Here is a 19821-nt window from a genome sequence, read left to right on the forward strand (position 1 = left end):
GCTACTCCTGACTTTTCTCTTTTTGCGGGCAATGTAGCCGCGATAGCTGCCCGGTTCGCCCGCCAGGGCTAATAATAGTAACGGCGATGCTGACACATCCCGCCGCTGATGTCTGCTGTCGACTGACTTTCCATCCATCTGTTGGCAATGGCACATCAGGCTCGCTCATTTCTACGGCTAAACGCCACAGCTGGCGAGAATGCCATTGAGACTGAAAACCTTGTTGTAATACCCGGTAATACCCCAGCAGAGCTAGCATCACTACTGAAAATAGTGCCATAGCACATAACACTTCAATCAGGCTAAATCCGCGCTCTAATGATTTTACTGTGGTAACTGACATCTGGGCACCTCAGCAAAAGGGCAAAAATCCAGCCAGCCATGAGGGGTTGATAACCAATGTGAATTATCTACAACACCCCATCGCCAAAGTGTGAGTGGCAATTGCGCTCCTGAATACGTTCCACGCACCGCCATCAACACCTCATTTCTTTCGACCAACAAGACGCAGGCCTTCCAGCCTTTTTCTATTTCTTGCTGGCAGTGCCAGGTTTGCTTAGGTTGCCAGATTAACTGACTTCCCCAGGCCTGAGCAGAAATGGCAGCAGCATATTGCTTAAGAAAACCTATTTCGCTGGCGACTAAGTGCCGCTGGTGACTTAACTGTCGTTGTAATCCACCTAGCATTAATATCCCCAGCGCAAACAATAGCAGCACGAATCCGAGGGTGATATTTCCCCGCTCAGGATGTCCACTCACAAGTTATATCCCACAACGGTATGGTGCAAAGACACCTGGTTTCGGCCTTTTTTGAAAGCCGCTTCCAGTTCAATTATTAACAGCGGAGGCATTGAGTGACGAGCCTGGCGGGTCACCGAGAATTTCTGTATAGCCATTATTGCTGGATCGGATATTTTCTCCCAGCCACTTCCTTCACAACTGGTAGCTCCGCGCATAAATTCCAGATTGCTACCGTTTAGTCGATAACCTGCCAATTCAGTTTCGGCATGGCTGGAAGGCTCCCAGCGCCCATTACTATTGCTATCCCATTGCAACAAAACGCATCCGCCCTCTTTGCGCAGTATCAACCCATCTCCCTGGCAGCTTCCGTGGCAATAGCCTGCTCTTTGCAACTGTTTCCCCAAACTGAACGCCAACTGCCAGAGTGACTCTTGTAGACTTTCTTTTTGATATTGCTGCAATACTGCTTGTTGCAGAGCTGGAAATAACCGTCCTGCACCTAGCAAAACAATACTACTTAATGCCATGGCGATGAGCGTTTCCAGTAAGGTGAATCCCTGCTGATTTAGCTGCATTTGTTGCTCCCTATAACCTCGCAGACACGAACTCTTCCCTGAGCCGAAAGAACAACCCGCCATTTACCAGCCATGCTTTGCAACAATATATGGCCAGGCCAGGCGGTATTTCTCAATCCATAGAATCCCACACCTGGCGTTATCTCAGTAATATCAACATCAGTAAAAGGCTGGTTTAATCGCCAGCGTTTGTCAGAATGACATTCACTGTCCTCCGCCAACTTACTAGTAAGACACCACATTTTTTCTGTTCGTTTCACTACTAACAGATGGTCTCGGTTATGCCAGTTAGCATCACTGCGTAGCTCTTCGAGCAAATTGCGGACATGCTGGGTGGTTATCCATAGCCGTTGCTGTTGCTGCCACTGTTGCCAGCCAAACAAACCTCCAGCGCCAAGTACCGCAACAATGATCATTACCACCATCATTTCTATCAGGCTAAAGCCTTGTTGTTTTATTTTCATGGCGGCAGTGTGCCAGCCGAAAAATTCTTCGCCACTGCCAAAGAACTATTTTTCGGGGTGACTCGAAGGATAGTTTTAGGGTTTCATAAGGTTGCAGAAGTGCTGGAAAGAGGCTCGCAAAGACAAAATTCAGGCAAAAAAAACCGGCGCACAAATGGCACCGGTTATGGCAGGCTGTCAGTCGTCAGATAGCGACTGGCGCTTTGATCGCAGGGTGCGGATCGTAGCCCTCGATTTCAAAATCTTCGAAACGGTAATCGAACAGTGATTCAGGTTTACGTTTAATAACCAGTTTTGGCAGAGCCCGTGGCTCACGGGTTAACTGCAAGCGAGTTTGCTCGAGGTGGTTGCTGTACAAATGAGTATCGCCACCGGTCCAGACAAAATCACCCACTTCCAGGTCACATTGCTGCGCCATCATATGCACCAGTAATGCATAGCTGGCGATATTAAACGGCAGGCCAAGGAAGATGTCACATGAACGTTGATAAAGCTGGCAGGAAAGCTTGCCGTCAGCCACATAGAACTGGAAGAACGCATGGCATGGTGCCAGTGCCATTTTATCCAGCTCACCCACGTTCCACGCCGAAACAATAATGCGGCGTGAGTCGGGATCGTTTTTAAGCTGGTTAATCACAGTGGTTAACTGGTCAATATGGCGGCCATCTGGCGTTGCCCAAGAGCGCCACTGCTTGCCATACACAGGGCCAAGGTCGCCATTTTCATCTGCCCATTCGTCCCAGATAGAGACGTTGTTTTCATGCAGATATGCAACGTTGGTTTCCCCCTTCAGGAACCACAGTAGTTCATGAATGATGGAGCGTAAATGGCAGCGTTTAGTGGTAACCAGCGGGAAACCATCTTGCAAATTGAAGCGCATCTGATGACCGAAAATCGACAGCGTACCGGTGCCAGTGCGGTCATCTTTTGGAGTGCCGTTTTCCAGCACATGTTTCATCAAATCAAGATACTGTTGCATGTTTCCTCACGAAAGCTGTTGCTGTGGACGACGACGATACGCCCAAACCATCATTACCACACCGGCGACAATCATCGGAATCGAGAGGATTTGCCCCATGCTGATGTACTGCACCCACGCACCGGTAAACTGTGCATCCGGCTGGCGGAAGAATTCAACGATAATGCGGAAAGCACCATAGCCAATCAGGAACAGGCCGGATACAGCCCCCATTGGGCGCGGTTTACGGATGAAGACGTTAAGAATGATGAACAGCACGATACCTTCCAAAACCATCTCGTAAAGCTGAGAAGGATGACGTGGTAAGACACCGTAGGTGTTAAACAGCGACTGCCATTCAGGATGTGTAGCCAACAGGCCAACGTCTTCACTGCGGGAACCAGGGAACAGCATCGCCCACTGGAAGTTTGGATCAACACGGCCCCACAGTTCACCATTGATGAAGTTGCCCAGGCGGCCTGCGCCCAAACCAAATGGGATCAATGGTGCAATAAAATCAGCAACCTGGAAGAAGTTGCGGTGAGTACGGCGCGCGAACCAAATCATCACGCAGATAACACCAACTAGCCCGCCGTGGAAGGACATACCGCCATCCCAGACTTTAAACAGATACAGTGGGTCAGCAAGGAAGGATGGCAGGTTGTAGAAGAAGACATAACCAAGGCGTCCGCCGAGGAATACCCCGAGGAAGCCAGCATATAGCAGGTTTTCGACTTCGTCTTTCGTCCAACCGCTACCTGGCTTATTGGCGCGACGACCCGCAAGCCACATAGCAAACACGAAACCAACCAGGTACATCACTCCGTACCAGTGCAAAGAGACTGGCCCGACGGAAAAAATCACCGGGTCAAATTCAGGGAAATGCAGATAGCCACTATTCATCTGTCACCACAAACCATTGTTACCCCACCGAAAGTCGACGATGGGTTGCAAGTACGCATCTGTGCGGATGCGCTCCGAAAGCAGCGGATCATAGCACAAAGGGCTCAAGGATTAAGTCGGTGAAGTTGTAAAAGATATGTAATGCCCTTCATACTTCGAGCCGCGGCTGTGTTGGCTGCAACTCGAATTATTTCGGCATGAATAAGGTATGAGAAAGAAGAGCGGCGCCAGCAACTAACGCCCGCCGCGAATCAAACCACCCATTCCTCGTCGTTCCATGAAGGACGCAACCTGATGGCGCACTTCTGTCGATAATTGAGCTTCCAGGCTACGCTGCGCAAGCTGTTGTGTCTCTTCCAGGCTAATGTGGCGCAACAGATATTTGACGCGAGCCACCGAGCGGCCGTTCATCGACAAATGGCGATAACCCATACCCACCAGCAGTGCCACGCACATCGGGTCACCCGCCATTTCACCACATAAACATAGGTCAATACCGTTACGTTCCGCCTCTTTCGCAATGTGGCTCAACGCACGGATCATTGCCGGGTGAAGACTGTCATACAGGCTTGCAACGCGAGTGTTATTGCGATCGACGGCCAGCAAATATTGCGTCAGGTCGTTGGTGCCCACAGAGATAAAATCAACGCGGCTGGCAAGGTGCCCCATCATGAATACCATCGACGGGACTTCAACCATCACACCAATACGCGGCTTAGGTAGCTCATAACCGAGTACCTCTTCCACTTCGCGCCCGGCACGGTCAATCAGGCGGCGTGCCTCATCAATCTCGTCGATGCTGGTGATCATCGGTAGCAGAATGCTCAAGTTACCCGTGGCCGCATTAGCACGCAGCATAGCGCGCACCTGCACGAGGAAAATCTCAGGTTGGTCAAGCGTGATACGGATTCCTCGCCAGCCCAGACATGGATTTTCTTCACTGATAGGCATATACGGCAATTGTTTATCCGCCCCAACATCAAGCGTTCGTAGCGTGACCGGTTTTTCGTTAAACATCTGCAACATGCCCTGATATTGGGCGACCTGTTCTTCTTCTGACGGGAAGCCGCTTTGCAGCATGAACGGGATTTCGGTGCGGTATAAACCTATTCCGTCGATACGACTGCCAAGTTGCTGCTCATGCTCCGGGCTCAGACCCGCATTCAGCATGACTTGCACACGCTCACCACTTTTCAGTGCCGCCGGGCTATCAACACCGTCTTCAACCAGAAGAGTGAGTTCATTCTCTTCGGTGATAAGCCGTTGGTATTCCTGCAACAACACTGTTTCAGGGTCAACCAGCAATTCACCCCGATAGCCATCAACAACCAATGTGCGCCGATGCAGCACAGAGGGTTGAATATCAGCTCCCATGACGGTTGGAATGCCCAACGCCCGCACCATGATTGCAGCATGCGAGTTCGCAGCACCATCACGCACAACAACACCAACCAGGCGGTTTTGCGGCAATTCAGCAAGCGTGGTTGCAGATAGCTCATCAGCCACCAGCACAAAGCGTTCAGGCCATGTATTTGGGCTCTGAATGTTGTCATCAAGATGGAATAGCAGACGTTGACCGAGCGTGCGGAGATCGCCCGCTCGTTCTTTTAGGTAGCTGTCGCTGAGGCTTGCGAATTGCTCCGCAAATTTTTCGATGACTTTTTTGACTGCCCATTCTGCCACTGACCCTTTATCCACCTCTTCGAATAGTTCACGACGAAGTCGGGCATCGGTAAGTAGGTGAGAATAAAGGTCAAAGATGGCCGCAGTTTCTTTCTGAGCTCCCGCTGCAAAGCGTTTGCTATAGCGGCGAAATTCGTTGGAAGCCTCTTCAAGTGCTGCAGTCAGACGTTCACGCTCAAGTGTCGTATCGAGTGTAGATGCCTCCGACACTTGCTCCATTAAAGGGAGTGTCGAATCCATCCAACCTTCGGCAATTGCTACACCCGGAGATGCAGGCAACGCACGAATACGCGTTTGGCGATATTGACCAAATAAGGCAGCCAGCTGTGATTGAGAGAGGATTGCCGCCATTTGTGTGGCGAGCGTAACGAGGAAAGACTCCTCGCTTTCATCATATTGCCGGTGCTCACGTTGTTGTACTACCAACACACCCAGCAACTGGCGACGCTGGATGATAGGGACACCCAGGAAGGCGCGAAAACGTTCTTCTTTTACTGCAGGTACATATTTAAAACTTGGGTGCTTCTGCGCATCAGCAAGGTTTATCGGCTCTGCAAGACGCCCAACCAGTCCGACAATGCCTTCATCAAATGCGAGTGTAATGGTGCGACCACGTGGCTTTTTAAGGCCACGTGTTGCCATGAGATAAAAGCAGCGCCTGTCATGATCTGCGAGATAAACCGAGCATACCTCGGTATCCATCGCAAGGCAGATGTCTGTAACCAAAATATCCAGCGCCTCATTGAGGCGCGGGGCACTGGCAACCTTCTCGACTATTTCTCGCAGACGGGTAAGCATTTTTCGCGTGACTTAACCTCTTTTACGTCGCCATGCAGGCGCGTTATTACGTGGTGGCGCAACTTCCTGTAGCGGCATTACGACGCTTGCAAACTCTTTCATCACCCGACGATACACATCGCGTTTAAAGGAGACGACCTGACGAACCGGATACCAATAACTAACCCAACGCCAGCCATCAAACTCTGGGGTACTACTGGTTTGCATATTGATATCGTTATCGCTACTGATCAACTGCAAGAGAAACCATTTTTGTTTCTGGCCGATACAAACCGGCTTTGTGTCCCAACGCACCAAACGTTTAGGTAACTTGTAACGTAACCAGTTTCGGGTCGAGGCGAGTATTCGGACATCTTTTCGCTGTAAACCCACTTCCTCGAAAAGCTCCCGGTACATTGCCTGTTCCGGGGATTCGCCAGGATTGATGCCACCTTGCGGAAACTGCCAGGAATGTTGACCAAAACGCCTGGCCCACATTACCTGACCCTGCCGATTACAGATTACGATACCAACATTCGGGCGGTAGCCATCATCATCGATCACCGGACTACCTCAAAACAAACTTAGATTAGGGCGATTGTTTCATACAAGCGCTAGACGGTAAACCACTGTGTAACGGTTCTCAGAAGGAATAACATTTGAATAACTCACAAAATATGACCGAGTTATAAACATTAACGTGGATGGGCCTCGCAGTTTATTCACTTTTTCTGTGGATATAACTGTGAAGAACTACCTTATACACTCGGGACAACTTAGGATAACTCCTGAAACCCATTAAAAATATGAAATAAAATAATCAATATATTCAATACAATAAAGATATAATGAATAACTTACAGCTCAGTAGTGTGACGATCATCACACATGAAGATCTCACACTGATGAAAGATCGACCAATGACGTTTTTATCCACAGATTGTGCCAACAAGTTAGTCACAATCTGGTGAAAAAATGGGTTTAACCCCCAGTCAAGGCTGTAAATCGAACCAGTAGTGAGCTTTTTTATCACTTATCCCATTTTTCTGTGGATAACCCGGTGTAAGATCCTGTTCACTCCCGGTGACCAGAATGGGAAAAGGTTTTTTCCAAATTAAAAAACGATAAGTTTTAATCTTAAAAGTTATTAAAAATCAGTGCATTGTCATTCTTATCCCCGGCACGCTAAACTATCTTTATATCGCGGGATAATTACGCTTACTTTTTGAACAGCCAGTAACAAGATAACATGCAAACACTCAGTCCCTTACTTAACCCTCCAGAAAACGAACAGATATTACTGACTCAAGCTCAGAAGCTGGCTGGCTATACGCTAGGTGAACTGGCAGCTTTAGCCAGATTGCCGATCCCAAAGGATCTCAAGCGCGACAAAGGCTGGATCGGTGTTTTGCTTGAACTATGGCTGGGTGCCAGTGCTGGTAGCAAACCTGAACAAGATTTCGCAGCATTAGGAATTGAGCTGAAAACTATTCCTGTGGATAGATTTGGCCGCCCGTTGGAAACTACTTTTGTTTGCGTGGCCCCGCTCACCGGTAACACAGGGGTGACGTGGGAAACCAGCCATGTGCGCCACAAATTAAAACGGGTTCTGTGGGTTCCGGTTGAAGGAGAGCGGCAAATTCCTCTTGCTGAGCGTCATATCGGCACGCCTTTGCTGTGGGCTCCTTCCGAGGAAGAAGAGCAGCAGTTGCGTCAGGATTGGGAAGAGTTAATGGATTTGATTGTGCTCGGCCAGGTTGAGCGCATCACCGCACGACACGGAGAAGTGTTGCAGTTACGCCCCAAAGCCGCCAATAGCAAAGCGCTAACCAATGCATTCGGTGCTGATGGCGCGCCAATTCTTACGCTCCCGCGCGGTTTTTATCTGAAAAAGAACTTTACCGCCGCTTTACTGGCTAATCATTTCTCGTTGTAGCACCAATTAATTTGTGTCCTGCGTTCAGCTCGCGTTTATAATTGGCGTTTTATAATTTCTGGCAGGGCTTTAAATGTTGTTTGCATGGGTTACCGATCCTAACGCGTGGATGGCGCTAGGGACACTGACGATTCTGGAAATCGTTCTGGGTATCGACAATATCATCTTCCTCTCACTTGTTGTGGCGAAGCTGCCTAAAGCGCAGCAAGCCAAAGCGCGCCGCCTGGGACTGGGGGCTGCGATGATTATGCGTTTGGTGTTACTGGCGTCTATCGCCTGGATGACGCACTTAATTCACCCTCTGTTTTCCGTGATGGGCCATGCGTTCTCGGCACGAGACCTCATTTTGACATTAGGTGGCGTGTTCTTAATCTGGAAAGCGAGCAAAGAGATTCACGAGTCCATTGAAGGTGAAGAGGAAGGAATAAAAACCAACGTTCACTCCTTCTTTGGCGCAATTGTGCAGATAATGCTGCTGGATATTATCTTCAGTCTGGATTCCGTCATTACAGCCGTTGGCCTGTCCGATCATCTGTTTATTATGATGGCTGCTGTGGTGATTGCCGTAATGGTGATGATGTTTGCTGCAAAATCGATTGGTGATTTTGTAGAACGCCACCCTTCGGTGAAAATGCTGGCGCTGTCATTCTTGTTGCTGGTCGGTTTTACGCTGATTCTTGAAGGCTTCGATATTCATGTGCCGAAAGGTTACATCTACTTTGCGATGTTCTTCTCAATTGCGGTAGAAACACTAAATCTTATTCGCAACAAAAAGAACCCGCTTTAATCGTCTCGGGGGAAGCATTCTCGCTTCCCCGCTGTTTCTTTTAAGAATTTACTGCTTACTTTTAACAGTTGCCCGAGTTATTACTAGACTGTATATGTCATTCCATACCACACGAGGCGAATAACGATGAAAAAATGGGCAGTTATAATTTCCGCTGTCGGTCTGGCATTTGCGGTTTCAGGTTGTAGCAGCGATTACGTGATGGCAACCAAAGATGGCCGTATGATCCTGACTGATGGTAAACCGCAAGTCGATGACGACACCGGTTTGGTTAGCTATCGCGATCAGCAAGGCAATGAGATGCAGATTAATCGCGATGATGTTTCACAAATTATCGAACGTTAGTAAATACAGCGTATAAAGGTCAGCGCCTCGCTGGCCTGTAACACTTTTTCTTCACATTCCCCCTTCCGCTTTTGCCTCCCTTCTGCCATGTTTATACCCGTCATACTTCAAGCTGCATCATTGTTGGCTACGTTTATTCACCCGAATCACTTACTTATGTAAGCTCATCGGGATTCATTCACTTGCCGCCGCGATGCAGCTCGAATTATTTTGGTTATTAGTCAATTTTTTGTCGGGTGCTTGCCTGACCGATAAGACAGAAGAATAAGGAAGGCGGCTATGCAATATCACCGTATCCCCCACAGCTCTCTTGAAATAAGTACGCTAGGGCTGGGAACCATGACGTTTGGTGAGCAAAACAGCGAAGCCGACGCTCATGAACAACTCGATTACGCAGTCAGCCAGGGTGTTAACCTGATTGATGTCGCAGAAATGTACCCTGTACCCCCTCGCCCGGAAACCCAAGGCTTAACAGAAACCTACGTCGGTAACTGGCTAAAGCAGCGCGCGAATCGCGAAAAACTGATTATCGCCACAAAAGTCAGTGGCCCAAGCCGCAACAACGATGCCGGCATCCGCCCAAATCAAATGCTGGATCGCAGAAATATTCGTGATGCGTTAGATGCCAGCCTGAAGCGTTTGCAAACCGACTATATCGACCTTTATCAGGTTCACTGGCCACAACGTGCCACCAACTGCTTTGGTAAATTGGGGTATACGTGGACCGATAACGCTGTACCGGTCACCCTGCTTGAAACCCTGGAAGCACTCACGGAGTTCCAGCGTGCCGGGAAAATCCGCTATATCGGCGTCTCCAATGAAACACCATGGGGCGTGATGCGTTATCTGCAACTTGCTGAAAAGCATGATTTGCCGCGCATCGTCACCATTCAGAACCCATACAGTCTGGTGAACCGCAGCTTTGAAGTGGGGCTGGCAGAAATTACTCAGCGCGAAGGTGTGGAGTTGCTGGCTTACTCCTGTCTGGCGTTCGGTACGCTGACCGGTAAATATCTCAACGGAGCTAAACCTGCTGGCGCTCGCAACACGCTATTTAGCCGGTTCACTCGTTATAGCGGCGAACAGACTCAGCATGCCGTTGCCGCCTATGTTGATGTTGCTAAGCGACACAATCTTGACCCAGCCCAAATGGCTCTGGCGTTTGTTCGCCGTCAGCCGTTTGTTGCCAGCACGCTGTTAGGTGCCACCACACTTGAGCAGTTGAAAACTAACCTTGAGAGCCTGCATCTGGACTTGAGCGAAGACGTACTTGAAGAGTTAGAAGCGGTGAACCGGATTTATACTTATCCGGCACCGTGATGTAGAAATATCCTCTCCCCAGGGAGAGGATAAAACTATTTCTGCCGAATCTGCCAAACCCACAGCCAGCCAATCGCGAGCGCAAACACGGCACCAAAACCAATTCCAATTCCGACTATCGGCGCGCCGGTTTTTACCGCCAGCGAATAAAGCCCCAGCATTAGCAACATCGCGGTATTTTCGCCGAGATTCTGCACAGCAATCGCATTCCCCGCGCCAACCGAATGTTTCCCTCGTTCCTGAAGCAATGCGTTCAGCGGCACAACAAAGAAACCACCCATAATACCAATCAGCACCAGCAGCATATAAGACGGCAGCAATGCAGTTTGCATGGCGAAGAACAGTACGCCAACGCCAATCAAAATACCGGCAGGCATACAACGCGCTACAGTTTTAAGCGTCACCAGTTTCGCCGCCGCACCTGCCCCAACGACAATCCCCACCGCCACCATCGCATTCAGATACGTTGGCGTCGCGTTATCGGTAATACCCAGCGCCACCGGCACCCACAACACCAGCAAGAAGCGCAGTGTTACGCCTGCCCCCCAGAACAAACTGGTGCCAACTAGTGAGAAACGAGTTTCACCGTTGTGCCAAAGTGTGCGACACGCCGTGAAGAAACTGCGTGTCATCGGCGCAAAGCGCCATGACTGACCAGGGCGTGCAGGGGCGAGTTTTGGGATGAATAGGTTAGCAACAACCGCGCCCGCATACACCAGCACGCACAGGCTAAGTGCCGCCACGATATGCCAGTCGGCCAGCACACCGCCAGCCATTGAGCCAAGCAAAATTGCGGCAATAGTCGAAGATTCCATCAGGCCATTGGCCTTCACCAGACGATCGCCAGTGGTTAGTTCACCGAGAATGCCATATTTAGCCGGTGAATAAGCAGCAGCCCCCACGCCCACCAGCGTATAGCCGATAAACGGGTTGAAGCCAAAGCAGATAATCGCCGCCCCCATTAACTTAAGGCTGTTGGCGAACATCATCACCCGCCCTTTGGCAAAGCTGTCAGCTATCTGGCCGACAAACGGAGCAAACAGAATGTACGCACCGACAAAGACCATCTGCAAAACAGGCTGGCTCCAGTCGGGGTAGAACTGTTGTTTTAGCACCGCAAGCGTGGCAAACAGCAGCGCGTTATCACCAAACGCCGATAGAAACTGCGCGCCGGTAACTGCCATCATACCTCTGGACCAGATAGAGGTATCGTTCACGGCATTATCATGCATTCTCTGTCTCCGGTTGGTCTACCAGCGCTTTCAGGCTGACGTAATCGGGTTTACCGCTACCTAACACAGGCAACTGTTTCAGGAAGCGAATATCGCGCGGAATAGCCAGCTCTGGCACACCATTTGCGCGAGCATATTGCAGCAGTTTTTCGCGGTTAAGCTCGTTATCAGTGGTGAACATCACCAGTGCCTCACCCTTTGCTACATCCATTTTGATGACGGTTGCATGCATTTTTTCTGGGGAAACGCCGAGTGCCAGTTGCTCCACCATTTCCAACGAAACCATTTCACCGGCAATTTTTGCAAAGCGTTTTGCTCGTCCCTGAATAACACAAAAACCGTTTTCATCAAATTTGACGATATCACCCGTGTCATACCAACCCGGTTCAACTTCACCCAGCGCGTTTTCAGCACTCGGCGCTTCCAGCACGCCAGGGTTTTCCACACGAAGATAACCTTTCATGATGTTCGGCCCTTTCAGTTGTAGCCGACCACCATCTTCAATACCAGGAACCGCCATCAGACGGGCATCCATCGCCGGGAGAATGCGCCCCACAGTGCCGACTTTCGCCGCCATGGGAACGTTGATGGAAACCACGGGGGCGCACTCTGTTACGCCGTAGCCTTCAAGAATGCGCAGGCCGAATTTGTCCTGCCAGATTTGTTTGGTGCTCTCCTGAAGTTTTTCCGCCCCTGCCACGACATACCGCAGACGGTAGAAATCATATGGATTAGCAAAACGAGCATAGTTGCCAAGGAACGTAGAGGTGCCAAACAACACGGTACAGTTACGGTCATACACCAGTTCCGGCACAATGCGGTAATGCAGCGGGCTTGGATAAAGGAACACTTCCGCGCCAGTGAATAGCGGTGTGAATAGACCTACCGTCAGGCCAAAAGAGTGGAATAGCGGCAGCGCTGACATAAAGCGGTCATTGGCGGTGAAATCGGCAATCGTGCGAATTTGCTCGACGTTTGCCAGCAGGCTTTTATGGCTATGCACCACGCCTTTAGGGTTCCCTTCGGAACCGGAAGTGAACAGCACCATCGCAGCATCTTCTGGCTGCTGTTTAACTTGTGCGAGATGCGGCACGAATAAATGGCCGAATATCCATAGCTTATCGCCAAGCGTGACATCTGCTTTTAAATCTTCCAGGAACACCCAGCGCACTTGCGTAAGCTGCTCCGGAAGGTGCCATAACTTGCCTTTATCGAGGAACTGACGCGAGGTGAAAATCGTTTTGAGCTGTGCTGCCGTAATCGCGCTGGTCAACCCTTTCACGCCCGCGGTGTAGTTCATCATGGCAGGAACTCGTCCGCGCGATGAAGCACCAAAAATTACCGCAGCGGTAATTGCCGCATTCGGCAACATCAGCCCGATGGTTTCGCCCGGCGCACTGTATTTATTCAGAATGCGCCCAACAAACAGCGTTTTGGTCAGCAAGCTACGATAGGTATCAGGTTTGAAATTGATGTCTTCGATACAGTTTTTACGGTCACCATAGCGGTACTGTGCGGAAAGCAAAGCCTCGTACAATGTTTCCCTAGGGCGCACTGCCATACGCGCTTCCATCATAATTTGATGGAGCATCTCACCAGCTATTTTGCGGCGGTCGCGGGCACGTGGTGCATCTGGCATCGCAACTGAAGTGGGTGGCAGAATGTGCAGATTAATGCGCGGGAATAAGCGGCGTTTGACCAACCCTTTCAGGCGGCTGAAAAATGTCAGTTCGGCGCCGTCAATGCGAATAGGGATAACAGTCGCATTAGATTTAGCGGCAACAAACCCTGCGCCCTCATAGATTTTCATCAATGAGCCACTCACCGTGATGCGCCCTTCCGGGAAGATGACAACCGGCCTGCCCTGCTCAACCAGGCGGACCAGATGCTTAATCGACATCGGTTTTGTTGGGTCAAGCGGCACAAAATCAATCAAGGATTTTAACCAACGCATATACCACTGCTGGCTAATCGAGGAGTACACAGCAAAAACCGGACGCCCCGGTAAAAATAACGCCAGTAAAATGCCGTCAATAAAGGAGACGTGATTGGGGACAATCAGAACGCGTGATTGGGAAAGAAGTTGTTGATCGCCATGAAGTCGCACCCTGAACAGAATACGAAAAAGCGTACGGAAAAAACCAAATAGCATAGCAACTCCCTTTGTCATTAATAATGCCGCAGATGTTTAAGTGTAGTGGCAGCAGATTACATGACTAACTAAAAAGGAGCGATAGTTTGGCGGAATGCATTGTCTGAAAAAAAGGCAAAAAAAACCTGCGCATCTGCGCAGGTCGGTGCAAAAGAATTGTACTTAACAACGTAACTAGAATTCTCACCAATCAATACCTCTGGGATCTGAATTGTGGCTCAGTCCAGTCAGTGTCACCAGCGAGAAAAAGCAAGAGAATTAGCGGAAAGTGCAACCAGGTGTTTAAAACATCGCGTCTTGTTACAGGCAGGCAAATTTTGGGCAAAAAAAACCTGCGCATCCGCGCAGGTTGGTGTAAATCATGTGATCAGCATTAGATGCTGACATCACCTATCAATACCTCTGGGACTTCAAATGTAGCAGTGGCTTAATACTTTTCGCCATGGCGAAATAGCAACAGCACGCTGCAAACTGTAAGCAAAGATTTAGTCTGAAATCATTAAAAATCCAGAACATGCCTCTGTCTGCCGCTGCGCTTGAATTCCCGTATTCGCTAAGTGTAACGATTACACTCAAAACGCCCCCATTTTGCGTAGGTTTGCGACAAGGAATACAGTTGCGACCTTGAAGTGACGCGTCTTTTCCGTAACACTTAAAGTTGTGTAAGCGTTTACCCACCAAGGAATATTTACGATGGCGACAATAAAGGATGTAGCAAGACTGGCAGGCGTTTCTGTCGCCACTGTGTCTCGTGTCATTAATGATTCACCAAAAGCCAGCGACGCATCACGTCAGGCAGTCACCTGCGCGATGGAAGAGCTAAATTATCACCCTAACGCCAATGCGCGTGCACTGGCACAGCAAACCACTGAAACTATTGGTCTTATCGTTGGTGATGTGTCCGACCCATTCTTTGGCGCAATGGTAAAAGCGGTCGAACAAGTTGCTTACCGCACCGGTAACTTTTTGTTGATCGGCAACGGCTATCACAACGAACAAAAAGAGCGCCAGGCCATTGAACAACTCATTCGCCATCGTTGTGCGGCATTAGTGGTTCACGCGAAGATGATTCCTGATAGTGAATTGATTTCACTAATGAAGCAGATGCCTGGGATGGTAGTGATTAACCGCATCTTGCCCGGTTTTGAGCAGCGTTGTGTGGCGCTGGACGATCGCTATGGCGCGTGGCTCGCGACACGACACCTGATTCAGCAAGGCCATACCAAAATTGGTTATCTGTGTTCCAACCACCAGATTTCCGATGCGGATGACCGGCTACAGGGTTACTACGATGCGCTAACGGAGCACGGCTTGTCGGTGAATGATCGCTTAGTGACTTACGGTGAGCCGGATGAAAGCGGCGGTGAACAGGCCATGACCGAATTATTAGGCCGAGGGAAACATTTCAGTGCCGTCGCCTGTTATAACGATTCTATGGCCGCAGGTGCGATGGGCGTTCTAAACGACAACGGAATTGACGTACCAAAAGAGATTTCACTGATTGGCTTCGATGATGTGCTGATCTCGCGCTATGTGCGTCCACGCCTGACAACAGTGCGTTACCCGATAATCACTATGGCAGCACAAGCTGCAGAACTGGCACTGGCGCTGGCTGAAAAACGTGAATTACCCGAAATCACTCATATGTTTAGCCCAACACTTGTACGCCGTCATTCAGTCATTGCGTATTCAGGCGAATGATTTTCAGAGAGTGAATTGGTACAGATGGACGGGCGTATTTGGGTAGTCCAGGCCATCGCCAATGTACTGCCAGCCAAAGCGTTCATAATAGCCTTTACAGGCTGAATAGAGATAAAGGTGCGGATAACCTAATTCACGGGCATGTTCGATAACGTGTTGTTGCAGTTTTGCCCCTAAACCATATCCGCGCTGGTTTTCATCGATGTAAAGTGCAGCCAGCCAAGGGTAAAGATCCTGCCGGCTAATCAGATCGCAGCGCCACAATCCTACAGTGCCAACCAGTTTCTCACCTTCTACGGCAACAAACGTCAGCGGCATTTCACCTTCCCGCTGGCTGGTCACCACAATTGAGGCGAAAAAGTCCCGGCTATCGGGAGTGCCAAACGCCTGCCACAGCCAGTCGGTGACTTGCTGTTCATGCTGCGGCACGGCACAAAGTGGCACAATTTTCACATCAGTTTTCCCTGGAAGATAGGAACGGACTCGAACAAATAGCCGTCAAAATCAGGGGCATCAGAATCAGACTGTTCAAGCAGACTGTTTTTCACGTTCTCAAGATGCTGCCACATTGCCTGCCACGACCCCATGACATCCCGGCGGCGAAGTGCAGCCAGAATAGTTTGTAAGTCGCCAAGCCATTTAAGACGATAACTTCGGGAATCGATATGCGCGCGCAGTTGCTGCCACATTGGGCTGCTGTCCATATGGCGCCAGATACTTTCAACCGTCGCCAGTAGCATCTGGTTTTGCGAAGCACCTGCCAGCAACAGATGAAACATTTTGCAGTTATCCTGGCCCAGGTCGTTAATCGCAATCGCACGCTGCTCTTGTTCAAGAATACGTTTGAGATTGTCGATATCAGCTTTGGTCGCCATTTTTGCGGCGAATGCTGCAATATTGCTTTCCAGCAACTGGCGCGCCTGGAGCATTTCAAATGGGCCAATATCGCTACTGAAAAAGGCTTCTTCTTCCGCTTCGTTTTCTGCAGGAACACGGGTGACATACACTCCTGAGCCCTGTCGAATATCGACCGTACCTTGCAGTTCAAGCATGAGCAGTGCTTCACGGACTATGGTGCGGCTAACACCGTAAGTCTCAGCAATATTTCGTTCCGGCGGTAAACGCGAACCGACCGGATACAATCCCTGTATTATTTGCGCGCGCAGATCCTCACCAATTTCCTGGTATTGTTTTTTTTCTGGCGAAAGTACGAGCTTATCCACAATATTACCTATGTGTTTGCTAAAAAAGCGGCGTTGTGTCCTGCCGCTGATTAATACCCATTAGCTTATCAAACTATTCATCTGAAATATTATTTCCATTCGTCGTTAAGGTTAAGCTGTAACGTTCGAGATTCGCTGACAGACCGATACCAATGAGCTGATTTTTTAGCGCGCCGCTCACGGTTGTTTTGCAGATTAATTTCAATCAAACCGTAACGGTTTTTGAATGCATTCATTGGGGAAACGTTATCGGTGAATGCCCACAGCATATAACCCTGGCAATTTGCCCCATCTTCACGGGCGCGCAGCGCCTGGTACAAATGCTCACTGATAAACGTAATCCGATAATCATCTTCAATCACACCATCGGCATTACGGAATTGCGCTTCATTTTCGGTACCCATTCCACTCTCCGCGACAAACCACGGAATATTGCGATACTCAGTTTTAATGCGCATCGCCATGTCATAAACAATGCACGGGTAAATTTCCCACCCTCGCGACTTATTCATCCGCCGCCCTGGCAACTCAAACGGCTCATAATAATAAGCCGGATGGAATGGCGTCTCCGGGTTCCAGGCTCTCGACGGTGCTTTTACCCGATGTGGGTAGTACAAGTTAATCCCCAATTCATCAACGGTATTTTCGCGGATGATCGCGAGTTCTTGTTCTGTGTAATCCCACTGCACATTGTGTTTTTCTAGCAGCTCAATCAACTGTTCCGGATATTCACCATGCACCAGAGGGTCAAGGAATACGCGGTTGTAGAACAGGTCGTAAATTTGCGCGGCCTGCTGATCATGGGTGGCACTGGAACGTGCGTAAGTGACTTCCGGATTAAGAATGCATCCCACGGTTCCGCTGTATCCTTTCTCGTGGAACAGTTTCACCACTTTTGCCGTGGCGAGGTTTTTGTGGTGATTCCACTGCATCCATTTATGAGTATTTTGCTCGTATGGCCAGCGCAGCGCGTCAAGATAGACGCGGGTTTGCACCACAATCGGCTCGTTAAAGGTAAACCAGCGATTCACTTTGTGAGCATAACGGGCAAACACTTTTTCAGCGTACAGCACATACAGCTCGACCACCTTTTTCGACGCCCAGCCGCCGTAGGTTTCAAACAGCGTAGCGGGCAGTTCGTAGTGTTCGAGGCAGATCATCGGCTCAATGCCGGTGCGGCGCATTTCGTCGATCAGATTGTCGTAGTACTGCGCATATTCCTCATCAACCACGCCATTTTCGTAATCAGTGAAAAAGCGCGACCAGTTGATGGAGGTGCGGTAATGCGTCAATCCTGCCTGTCTCATCAACGCCACATCTTCGTGGTAACGATTGATAAAATCCGTGGCGACCGCCGGGCCGTAGCCTTCGTGCCAGACGTGGCGGTCGTTTTTATACCAGGCGTCGAGCCAGGAATCTTGCCCTTCTTTCTTACCGCTCCAGCCTTCGGTTTGCCACGCTGATGCCGCAGCGCCAAGGATGAAATCTTTTGGGATGGTGATTTTTACGTTGCTCATACCTTCCTCACGCGTTATTGGCAATTTGTTGCCGTTCGGCCTGCAGTTGCGCCTGTTCGGCACGGCGAGAAGCAATTTTCACAAATGGCAGGTAAATCAGGATGGAAACCAGAATGCAGCCCAATTGCGTGACGACCGCGCCCATGGAACCCGCTGTCGAAAGCCAGGCGTTGATCAGCGGCGGTGTGGTCCACGGCACCATTACAACGGCTTTACCAGCAAAACCCATCGCCGTTGCAAAGTAACCAATAGTGCCGGTGACCAGTGGCGTAATGATGAAGGGAATGGCCAAAATAGGATTAAGCATAATCGGCATACCAAAAATCACCGGCTCGTTAATATTAAAGATCCCAGGGCCAAAAGAGAGCTTGGCTATCTCTTTCATTTCTTTGCGCTTAGTGGCGATCATGACCGCAATCAGCAGGCCGATAGTTAAACCCGAGCCACCAATACTCATATACACATCCCAGAACGGCATGGTGATGATATTAGGAATCTCTTTACCCTGTTCAAACGCGCTCATGTTGACGGTAATCGCCCCCAGCAGTAGCGGCTCGCGGATAGGTTTAATCATCTGATTACCGTGAATGCCAATCACCCAGAACAGTTGGGCGACAAACATCAGCAGCAGAATACCCGGCAGGCTTTGCACCACTTTTTCCAGCGGCTGTTGCACCACCTGATAGACCGCGTCATACAGATACATGCCGGTGGTCTGGTGGAAAATAAAACCGAAAGTGGCGATGGCGGTAACGGTAATAATTGACGGGATCAGTGCGGAGAAAGAGGCAGAAACGTTCGGCGGCACGGTGTCAGGCATCTTGATCTTCAGCCCTTCGCGTTTTTCCAGCCAGCAGTAAATTTCAACCGATAAAATAGCGATAAACATGCCAAGGAACAGGCTGCGGGTATCAGAAAACTGGCGTGCCAGAATGTCTTTCACCATATGCATCTGCCCATCGACCATCATCTCGATGGTGGTCGGCGTAACACAGATAAAGCAGATCACCGCCAGCAAGCCCGGGAACAGACTTTTAATACCGTTGATCCGGCCCAGTTCGATACCAATCAGGAACACCGCGCCAATGTTCAAGAAGTTAAGCGTGGCGTAGTTTATCGCCGCGGTAATCGGCTTTAGTTGTGCGAGAAACGACAGCGATGAAAAACTGGCAAGACCGTTTTTGGGATCCAGCACCATGTTAGAGATTAGTACTGAGAATGCCCCGACGATGATCACTGGCATCAGGGTAATAAAGGAAGCTTTGATCGCCATAATATAGCGGTAGCTATTAAATTTAGTGGCAAAACTTCCCAGAGAGTCGATTAACTTTTCCTGCAAAGCCATAGGGTATACCTCAGTGTTGTCGTTTTTTATTATTTACTGCGATGGAAGACGACCGATTTGGTATACCAAAAATAGAAGTAACTGCGTAACATTTCCGTGACAAATGTCCCACATTGTTATATTGGAATTCCAATGCCAACCAGTTCACTTATTTTGGTATAC

At 49.6% G+C, this 19821-nt stretch carries 19 protein-coding genes; 5 read left to right on the top strand and 14 right to left on the bottom strand.

Annotated elements, in window-relative coordinates:
* Position 1: 1 nt before the first annotated feature.
* The 8 genes from LVQ76_RS16410 to rppH form a co-directional block, all read right to left on the bottom strand.
* Positions 2 to 343 (bottom strand): prepilin-type N-terminal cleavage/methylation domain-containing protein, encoded by a 342-nt coding sequence (locus LVQ76_RS16410; RefSeq protein ID WP_064513419.1) that lies wholly within the window; start codon positions 341 to 343, stop codon positions 2 to 4.
* Positions 325 to 759 carry a DUF2509 family protein gene (locus LVQ76_RS16415; RefSeq protein WP_232865754.1) on the bottom strand — a complete coding sequence of 145 codons (435 nt, stop codon included), beginning with the start codon at positions 757 to 759 and terminating at the stop codon, positions 325 to 327. The genes LVQ76_RS16410 and LVQ76_RS16415 overlap by 19 nt, the downstream gene beginning before the upstream one ends.
* Positions 756 to 1316, bottom strand: a complete 561-nt coding sequence (locus LVQ76_RS16420; RefSeq protein WP_151993257.1) for a prepilin peptidase-dependent protein — start codon at positions 1314 to 1316, stop codon at positions 756 to 758. The genes LVQ76_RS16415 and LVQ76_RS16420 overlap by 4 nt, the downstream gene beginning before the upstream one ends.
* The gene (locus tag LVQ76_RS16425; RefSeq protein ID WP_151993256.1) at positions 1307 to 1780 is read right to left on the bottom strand and encodes a prepilin peptidase-dependent protein; all 474 of its coding nucleotides are present in this window, start codon (positions 1778 to 1780) and stop codon (positions 1307 to 1309) included. Before LVQ76_RS16425 ends, LVQ76_RS16420 begins: the two co-directional genes overlap by 10 nt.
* A gap of 184 nt (positions 1781 to 1964) precedes the next feature.
* The gene (thyA, locus tag LVQ76_RS16430) at positions 1965 to 2759 is read right to left on the bottom strand and encodes a thymidylate synthase (RefSeq protein ID WP_151993255.1); all 795 of its coding nucleotides are present in this window, start codon (positions 2757 to 2759) and stop codon (positions 1965 to 1967) included.
* A gap of 6 nt (positions 2760 to 2765) precedes the next feature.
* The gene (lgt, locus tag LVQ76_RS16435) at positions 2766 to 3641 is read right to left on the bottom strand and encodes a prolipoprotein diacylglyceryl transferase (protein ID WP_151993254.1); all 876 of its coding nucleotides are present in this window, start codon (positions 3639 to 3641) and stop codon (positions 2766 to 2768) included.
* A 234-nt stretch (positions 3642 to 3875) separates the two neighbouring features.
* Positions 3876 to 6122 carry a phosphoenolpyruvate--protein phosphotransferase gene (gene ptsP, locus LVQ76_RS16440; RefSeq protein ID WP_232922070.1) on the bottom strand — a complete coding sequence of 749 codons (2247 nt, stop codon included), beginning with the start codon at positions 6120 to 6122 and terminating at the stop codon, positions 3876 to 3878.
* Positions 6123 to 6134: 12 nt separating this feature from the next.
* Positions 6135 to 6665: an RNA pyrophosphohydrolase gene (gene rppH / locus LVQ76_RS16445; RefSeq protein WP_034457550.1), complete on the bottom strand. Its 531-nt coding sequence runs from the start codon at positions 6663 to 6665 to the stop codon at positions 6135 to 6137.
* 685 nt (positions 6666 to 7350) lie between these two features.
* Here rppH and mutH point away from each other — a divergent pair.
* The 4 genes from mutH (at position 7351) to LVQ76_RS16465 (ending at position 10489) form a co-directional block, all read left to right on the top strand.
* A complete protein-coding gene (mutH, locus tag LVQ76_RS16450; protein WP_232865759.1) occupies positions 7351 to 8037 on the top strand; it encodes a DNA mismatch repair endonuclease MutH in 687 nt (228 codons plus the stop codon).
* 73 nt (positions 8038 to 8110) lie between these two features.
* A complete protein-coding gene (locus tag LVQ76_RS16455) occupies positions 8111 to 8824 on the top strand; it encodes a TerC family protein (protein ID WP_232865760.1) in 714 nt (237 codons plus the stop codon).
* 126 nt (positions 8825 to 8950) lie between these two features.
* Complete coding sequence (locus LVQ76_RS16460; protein WP_034457556.1) at positions 8951 to 9169, top strand: YgdI/YgdR family lipoprotein; 219 nt, start codon at positions 8951 to 8953, stop codon at positions 9167 to 9169.
* A gap of 279 nt (positions 9170 to 9448) precedes the next feature.
* Entirely contained in the window at positions 9449 to 10489 is a 1041-nt protein-coding gene (locus LVQ76_RS16465; RefSeq protein WP_232865762.1) for an NADP(H)-dependent aldo-keto reductase, read from the top strand.
* Positions 10490 to 10524: 35 nt separating this feature from the next.
* Here LVQ76_RS16465 and lplT read toward each other — a convergent pair whose 3' ends face one another.
* Both lplT and aas read right to left on the bottom strand, forming a co-directional pair.
* On the bottom strand, positions 10525 to 11721 hold the full coding sequence (gene lplT / locus LVQ76_RS16470) for a lysophospholipid transporter LplT (protein WP_232865763.1): 1197 nt from the start codon (positions 11719 to 11721) through the stop codon (positions 10525 to 10527).
* Positions 11714 to 13873, bottom strand: coding sequence for a bifunctional acyl-ACP--phospholipid O-acyltransferase/long-chain-fatty-acid--ACP ligase (aas, locus tag LVQ76_RS16475; RefSeq protein WP_232922071.1), 2160 nt, complete (start codon positions 13871 to 13873; stop codon positions 11714 to 11716). The genes lplT and aas overlap by 8 nt, the downstream gene beginning before the upstream one ends.
* A 693-nt stretch (positions 13874 to 14566) precedes the next feature.
* On the opposite strand from aas, the gene galR reads away from it, so the two are divergent.
* Entirely contained in the window at positions 14567 to 15574 is a 1008-nt protein-coding gene (gene galR / locus LVQ76_RS16480; protein ID WP_064555224.1) for an HTH-type transcriptional regulator GalR, read from the top strand.
* Positions 15575 to 15577: 3 nt separating this feature from the next.
* On the opposite strand, the gene LVQ76_RS16485 is transcribed toward galR, so the two are convergent.
* The 4 genes from LVQ76_RS16485 to LVQ76_RS16500 all read right to left on the bottom strand — a co-directional run bounded on the left by LVQ76_RS16485 (position 15578) and on the right by LVQ76_RS16500 (position 19659).
* Positions 15578 to 16027 (bottom strand): GNAT family N-acetyltransferase, encoded by a 450-nt coding sequence (locus LVQ76_RS16485; RefSeq protein ID WP_232905197.1) that lies wholly within the window; start codon positions 16025 to 16027, stop codon positions 15578 to 15580.
* The gene (locus tag LVQ76_RS16490) at positions 16024 to 16797 is read right to left on the bottom strand and encodes a GntR family transcriptional regulator (RefSeq protein WP_232922072.1); all 774 of its coding nucleotides are present in this window, start codon (positions 16795 to 16797) and stop codon (positions 16024 to 16026) included. Before LVQ76_RS16490 ends, LVQ76_RS16485 begins: the two co-directional genes overlap by 4 nt.
* 89 nt (positions 16798 to 16886) lie before the next feature.
* The gene (locus tag LVQ76_RS16495) at positions 16887 to 18314 is read right to left on the bottom strand and encodes a glycoside hydrolase family 1 protein (protein ID WP_232922073.1); all 1428 of its coding nucleotides are present in this window, start codon (positions 18312 to 18314) and stop codon (positions 16887 to 16889) included.
* A 7-nt stretch (positions 18315 to 18321) separates the two neighbouring features.
* Complete coding sequence (locus LVQ76_RS16500; RefSeq protein ID WP_232922074.1) at positions 18322 to 19659, bottom strand: PTS sugar transporter subunit IIC; 1338 nt, start codon at positions 19657 to 19659, stop codon at positions 18322 to 18324.
* Positions 19660 to 19821 lie beyond the last annotated feature (162 nt).

The sequence above is a fragment of the Buttiauxella cochleicola genome (genome assembly GCF_021283185.1).
GTDB classification, from domain to species: Bacteria; Pseudomonadota; Gammaproteobacteria; order Enterobacterales; family Enterobacteriaceae; genus Buttiauxella; species Buttiauxella massiliensis.

Bases quoted from the DNA above. Each gene is read 5' to 3' on its own strand.
- LVQ76_RS16410 (WP_064513419.1), bottom strand. From the start codon at position 343: ATGTCAGTTACCACAGTAAAATCATTAGAGCGCGGATTTAGCCTGATT.
- LVQ76_RS16420 (WP_151993257.1), bottom strand. From the start codon at position 1,316: ATGCAGCTAAATCAGCAGGGATTCACCTTACTGGAAACGCTCATCGCC.
- LVQ76_RS16425 (WP_151993256.1), bottom strand. From the start codon at position 1,780: ATGAAAATAAAACAACAAGGCTTTAGCCTGATAGAAATGATGGTGGTA.
- thyA (WP_151993255.1), bottom strand. From the start codon at position 2,759: ATGCAACAGTATCTTGATTTGATGAAACATGTGCTGGAAAACGGCACT.
- lgt (WP_151993254.1), bottom strand. From the start codon at position 3,641: ATGAATAGTGGCTATCTGCATTTCCCTGAATTTGACCCGGTGATTTTT.
- ptsP (WP_232922070.1), bottom strand. From the start codon at position 6,122: ATGCTTACCCGTCTGCGAGAAATAGTCGAGAAGGTTGCCAGTGCCCCG.
- mutH (WP_232865759.1), top strand. From the start codon at position 7,351: ATGCAAACACTCAGTCCCTTACTTAACCCTCCAGAAAACGAACAGATA.
- LVQ76_RS16455 (WP_232865760.1), top strand. From the start codon at position 8,111: ATGTTGTTTGCATGGGTTACCGATCCTAACGCGTGGATGGCGCTAGGG.
- LVQ76_RS16460 (WP_034457556.1), top strand. From the start codon at position 8,951: ATGAAAAAATGGGCAGTTATAATTTCCGCTGTCGGTCTGGCATTTGCG.
- LVQ76_RS16465 (WP_232865762.1), top strand. From the start codon at position 9,449: ATGCAATATCACCGTATCCCCCACAGCTCTCTTGAAATAAGTACGCTA.
- lplT (WP_232865763.1), bottom strand. From the start codon at position 11,721: ATGCATGATAATGCCGTGAACGATACCTCTATCTGGTCCAGAGGTATG.
- aas (WP_232922071.1), bottom strand. From the start codon at position 13,873: ATGCTATTTGGTTTTTTCCGTACGCTTTTTCGTATTCTGTTCAGGGTG.
- galR (WP_064555224.1), top strand. From the start codon at position 14,567: ATGGCGACAATAAAGGATGTAGCAAGACTGGCAGGCGTTTCTGTCGCC.
- LVQ76_RS16495 (WP_232922073.1), bottom strand. From the start codon at position 18,314: ATGAGCAACGTAAAAATCACCATCCCAAAAGATTTCATCCTTGGCGCT.
- LVQ76_RS16500 (WP_232922074.1), bottom strand. From the start codon at position 19,659: ATGGCTTTGCAGGAAAAGTTAATCGACTCTCTGGGAAGTTTTGCCACT.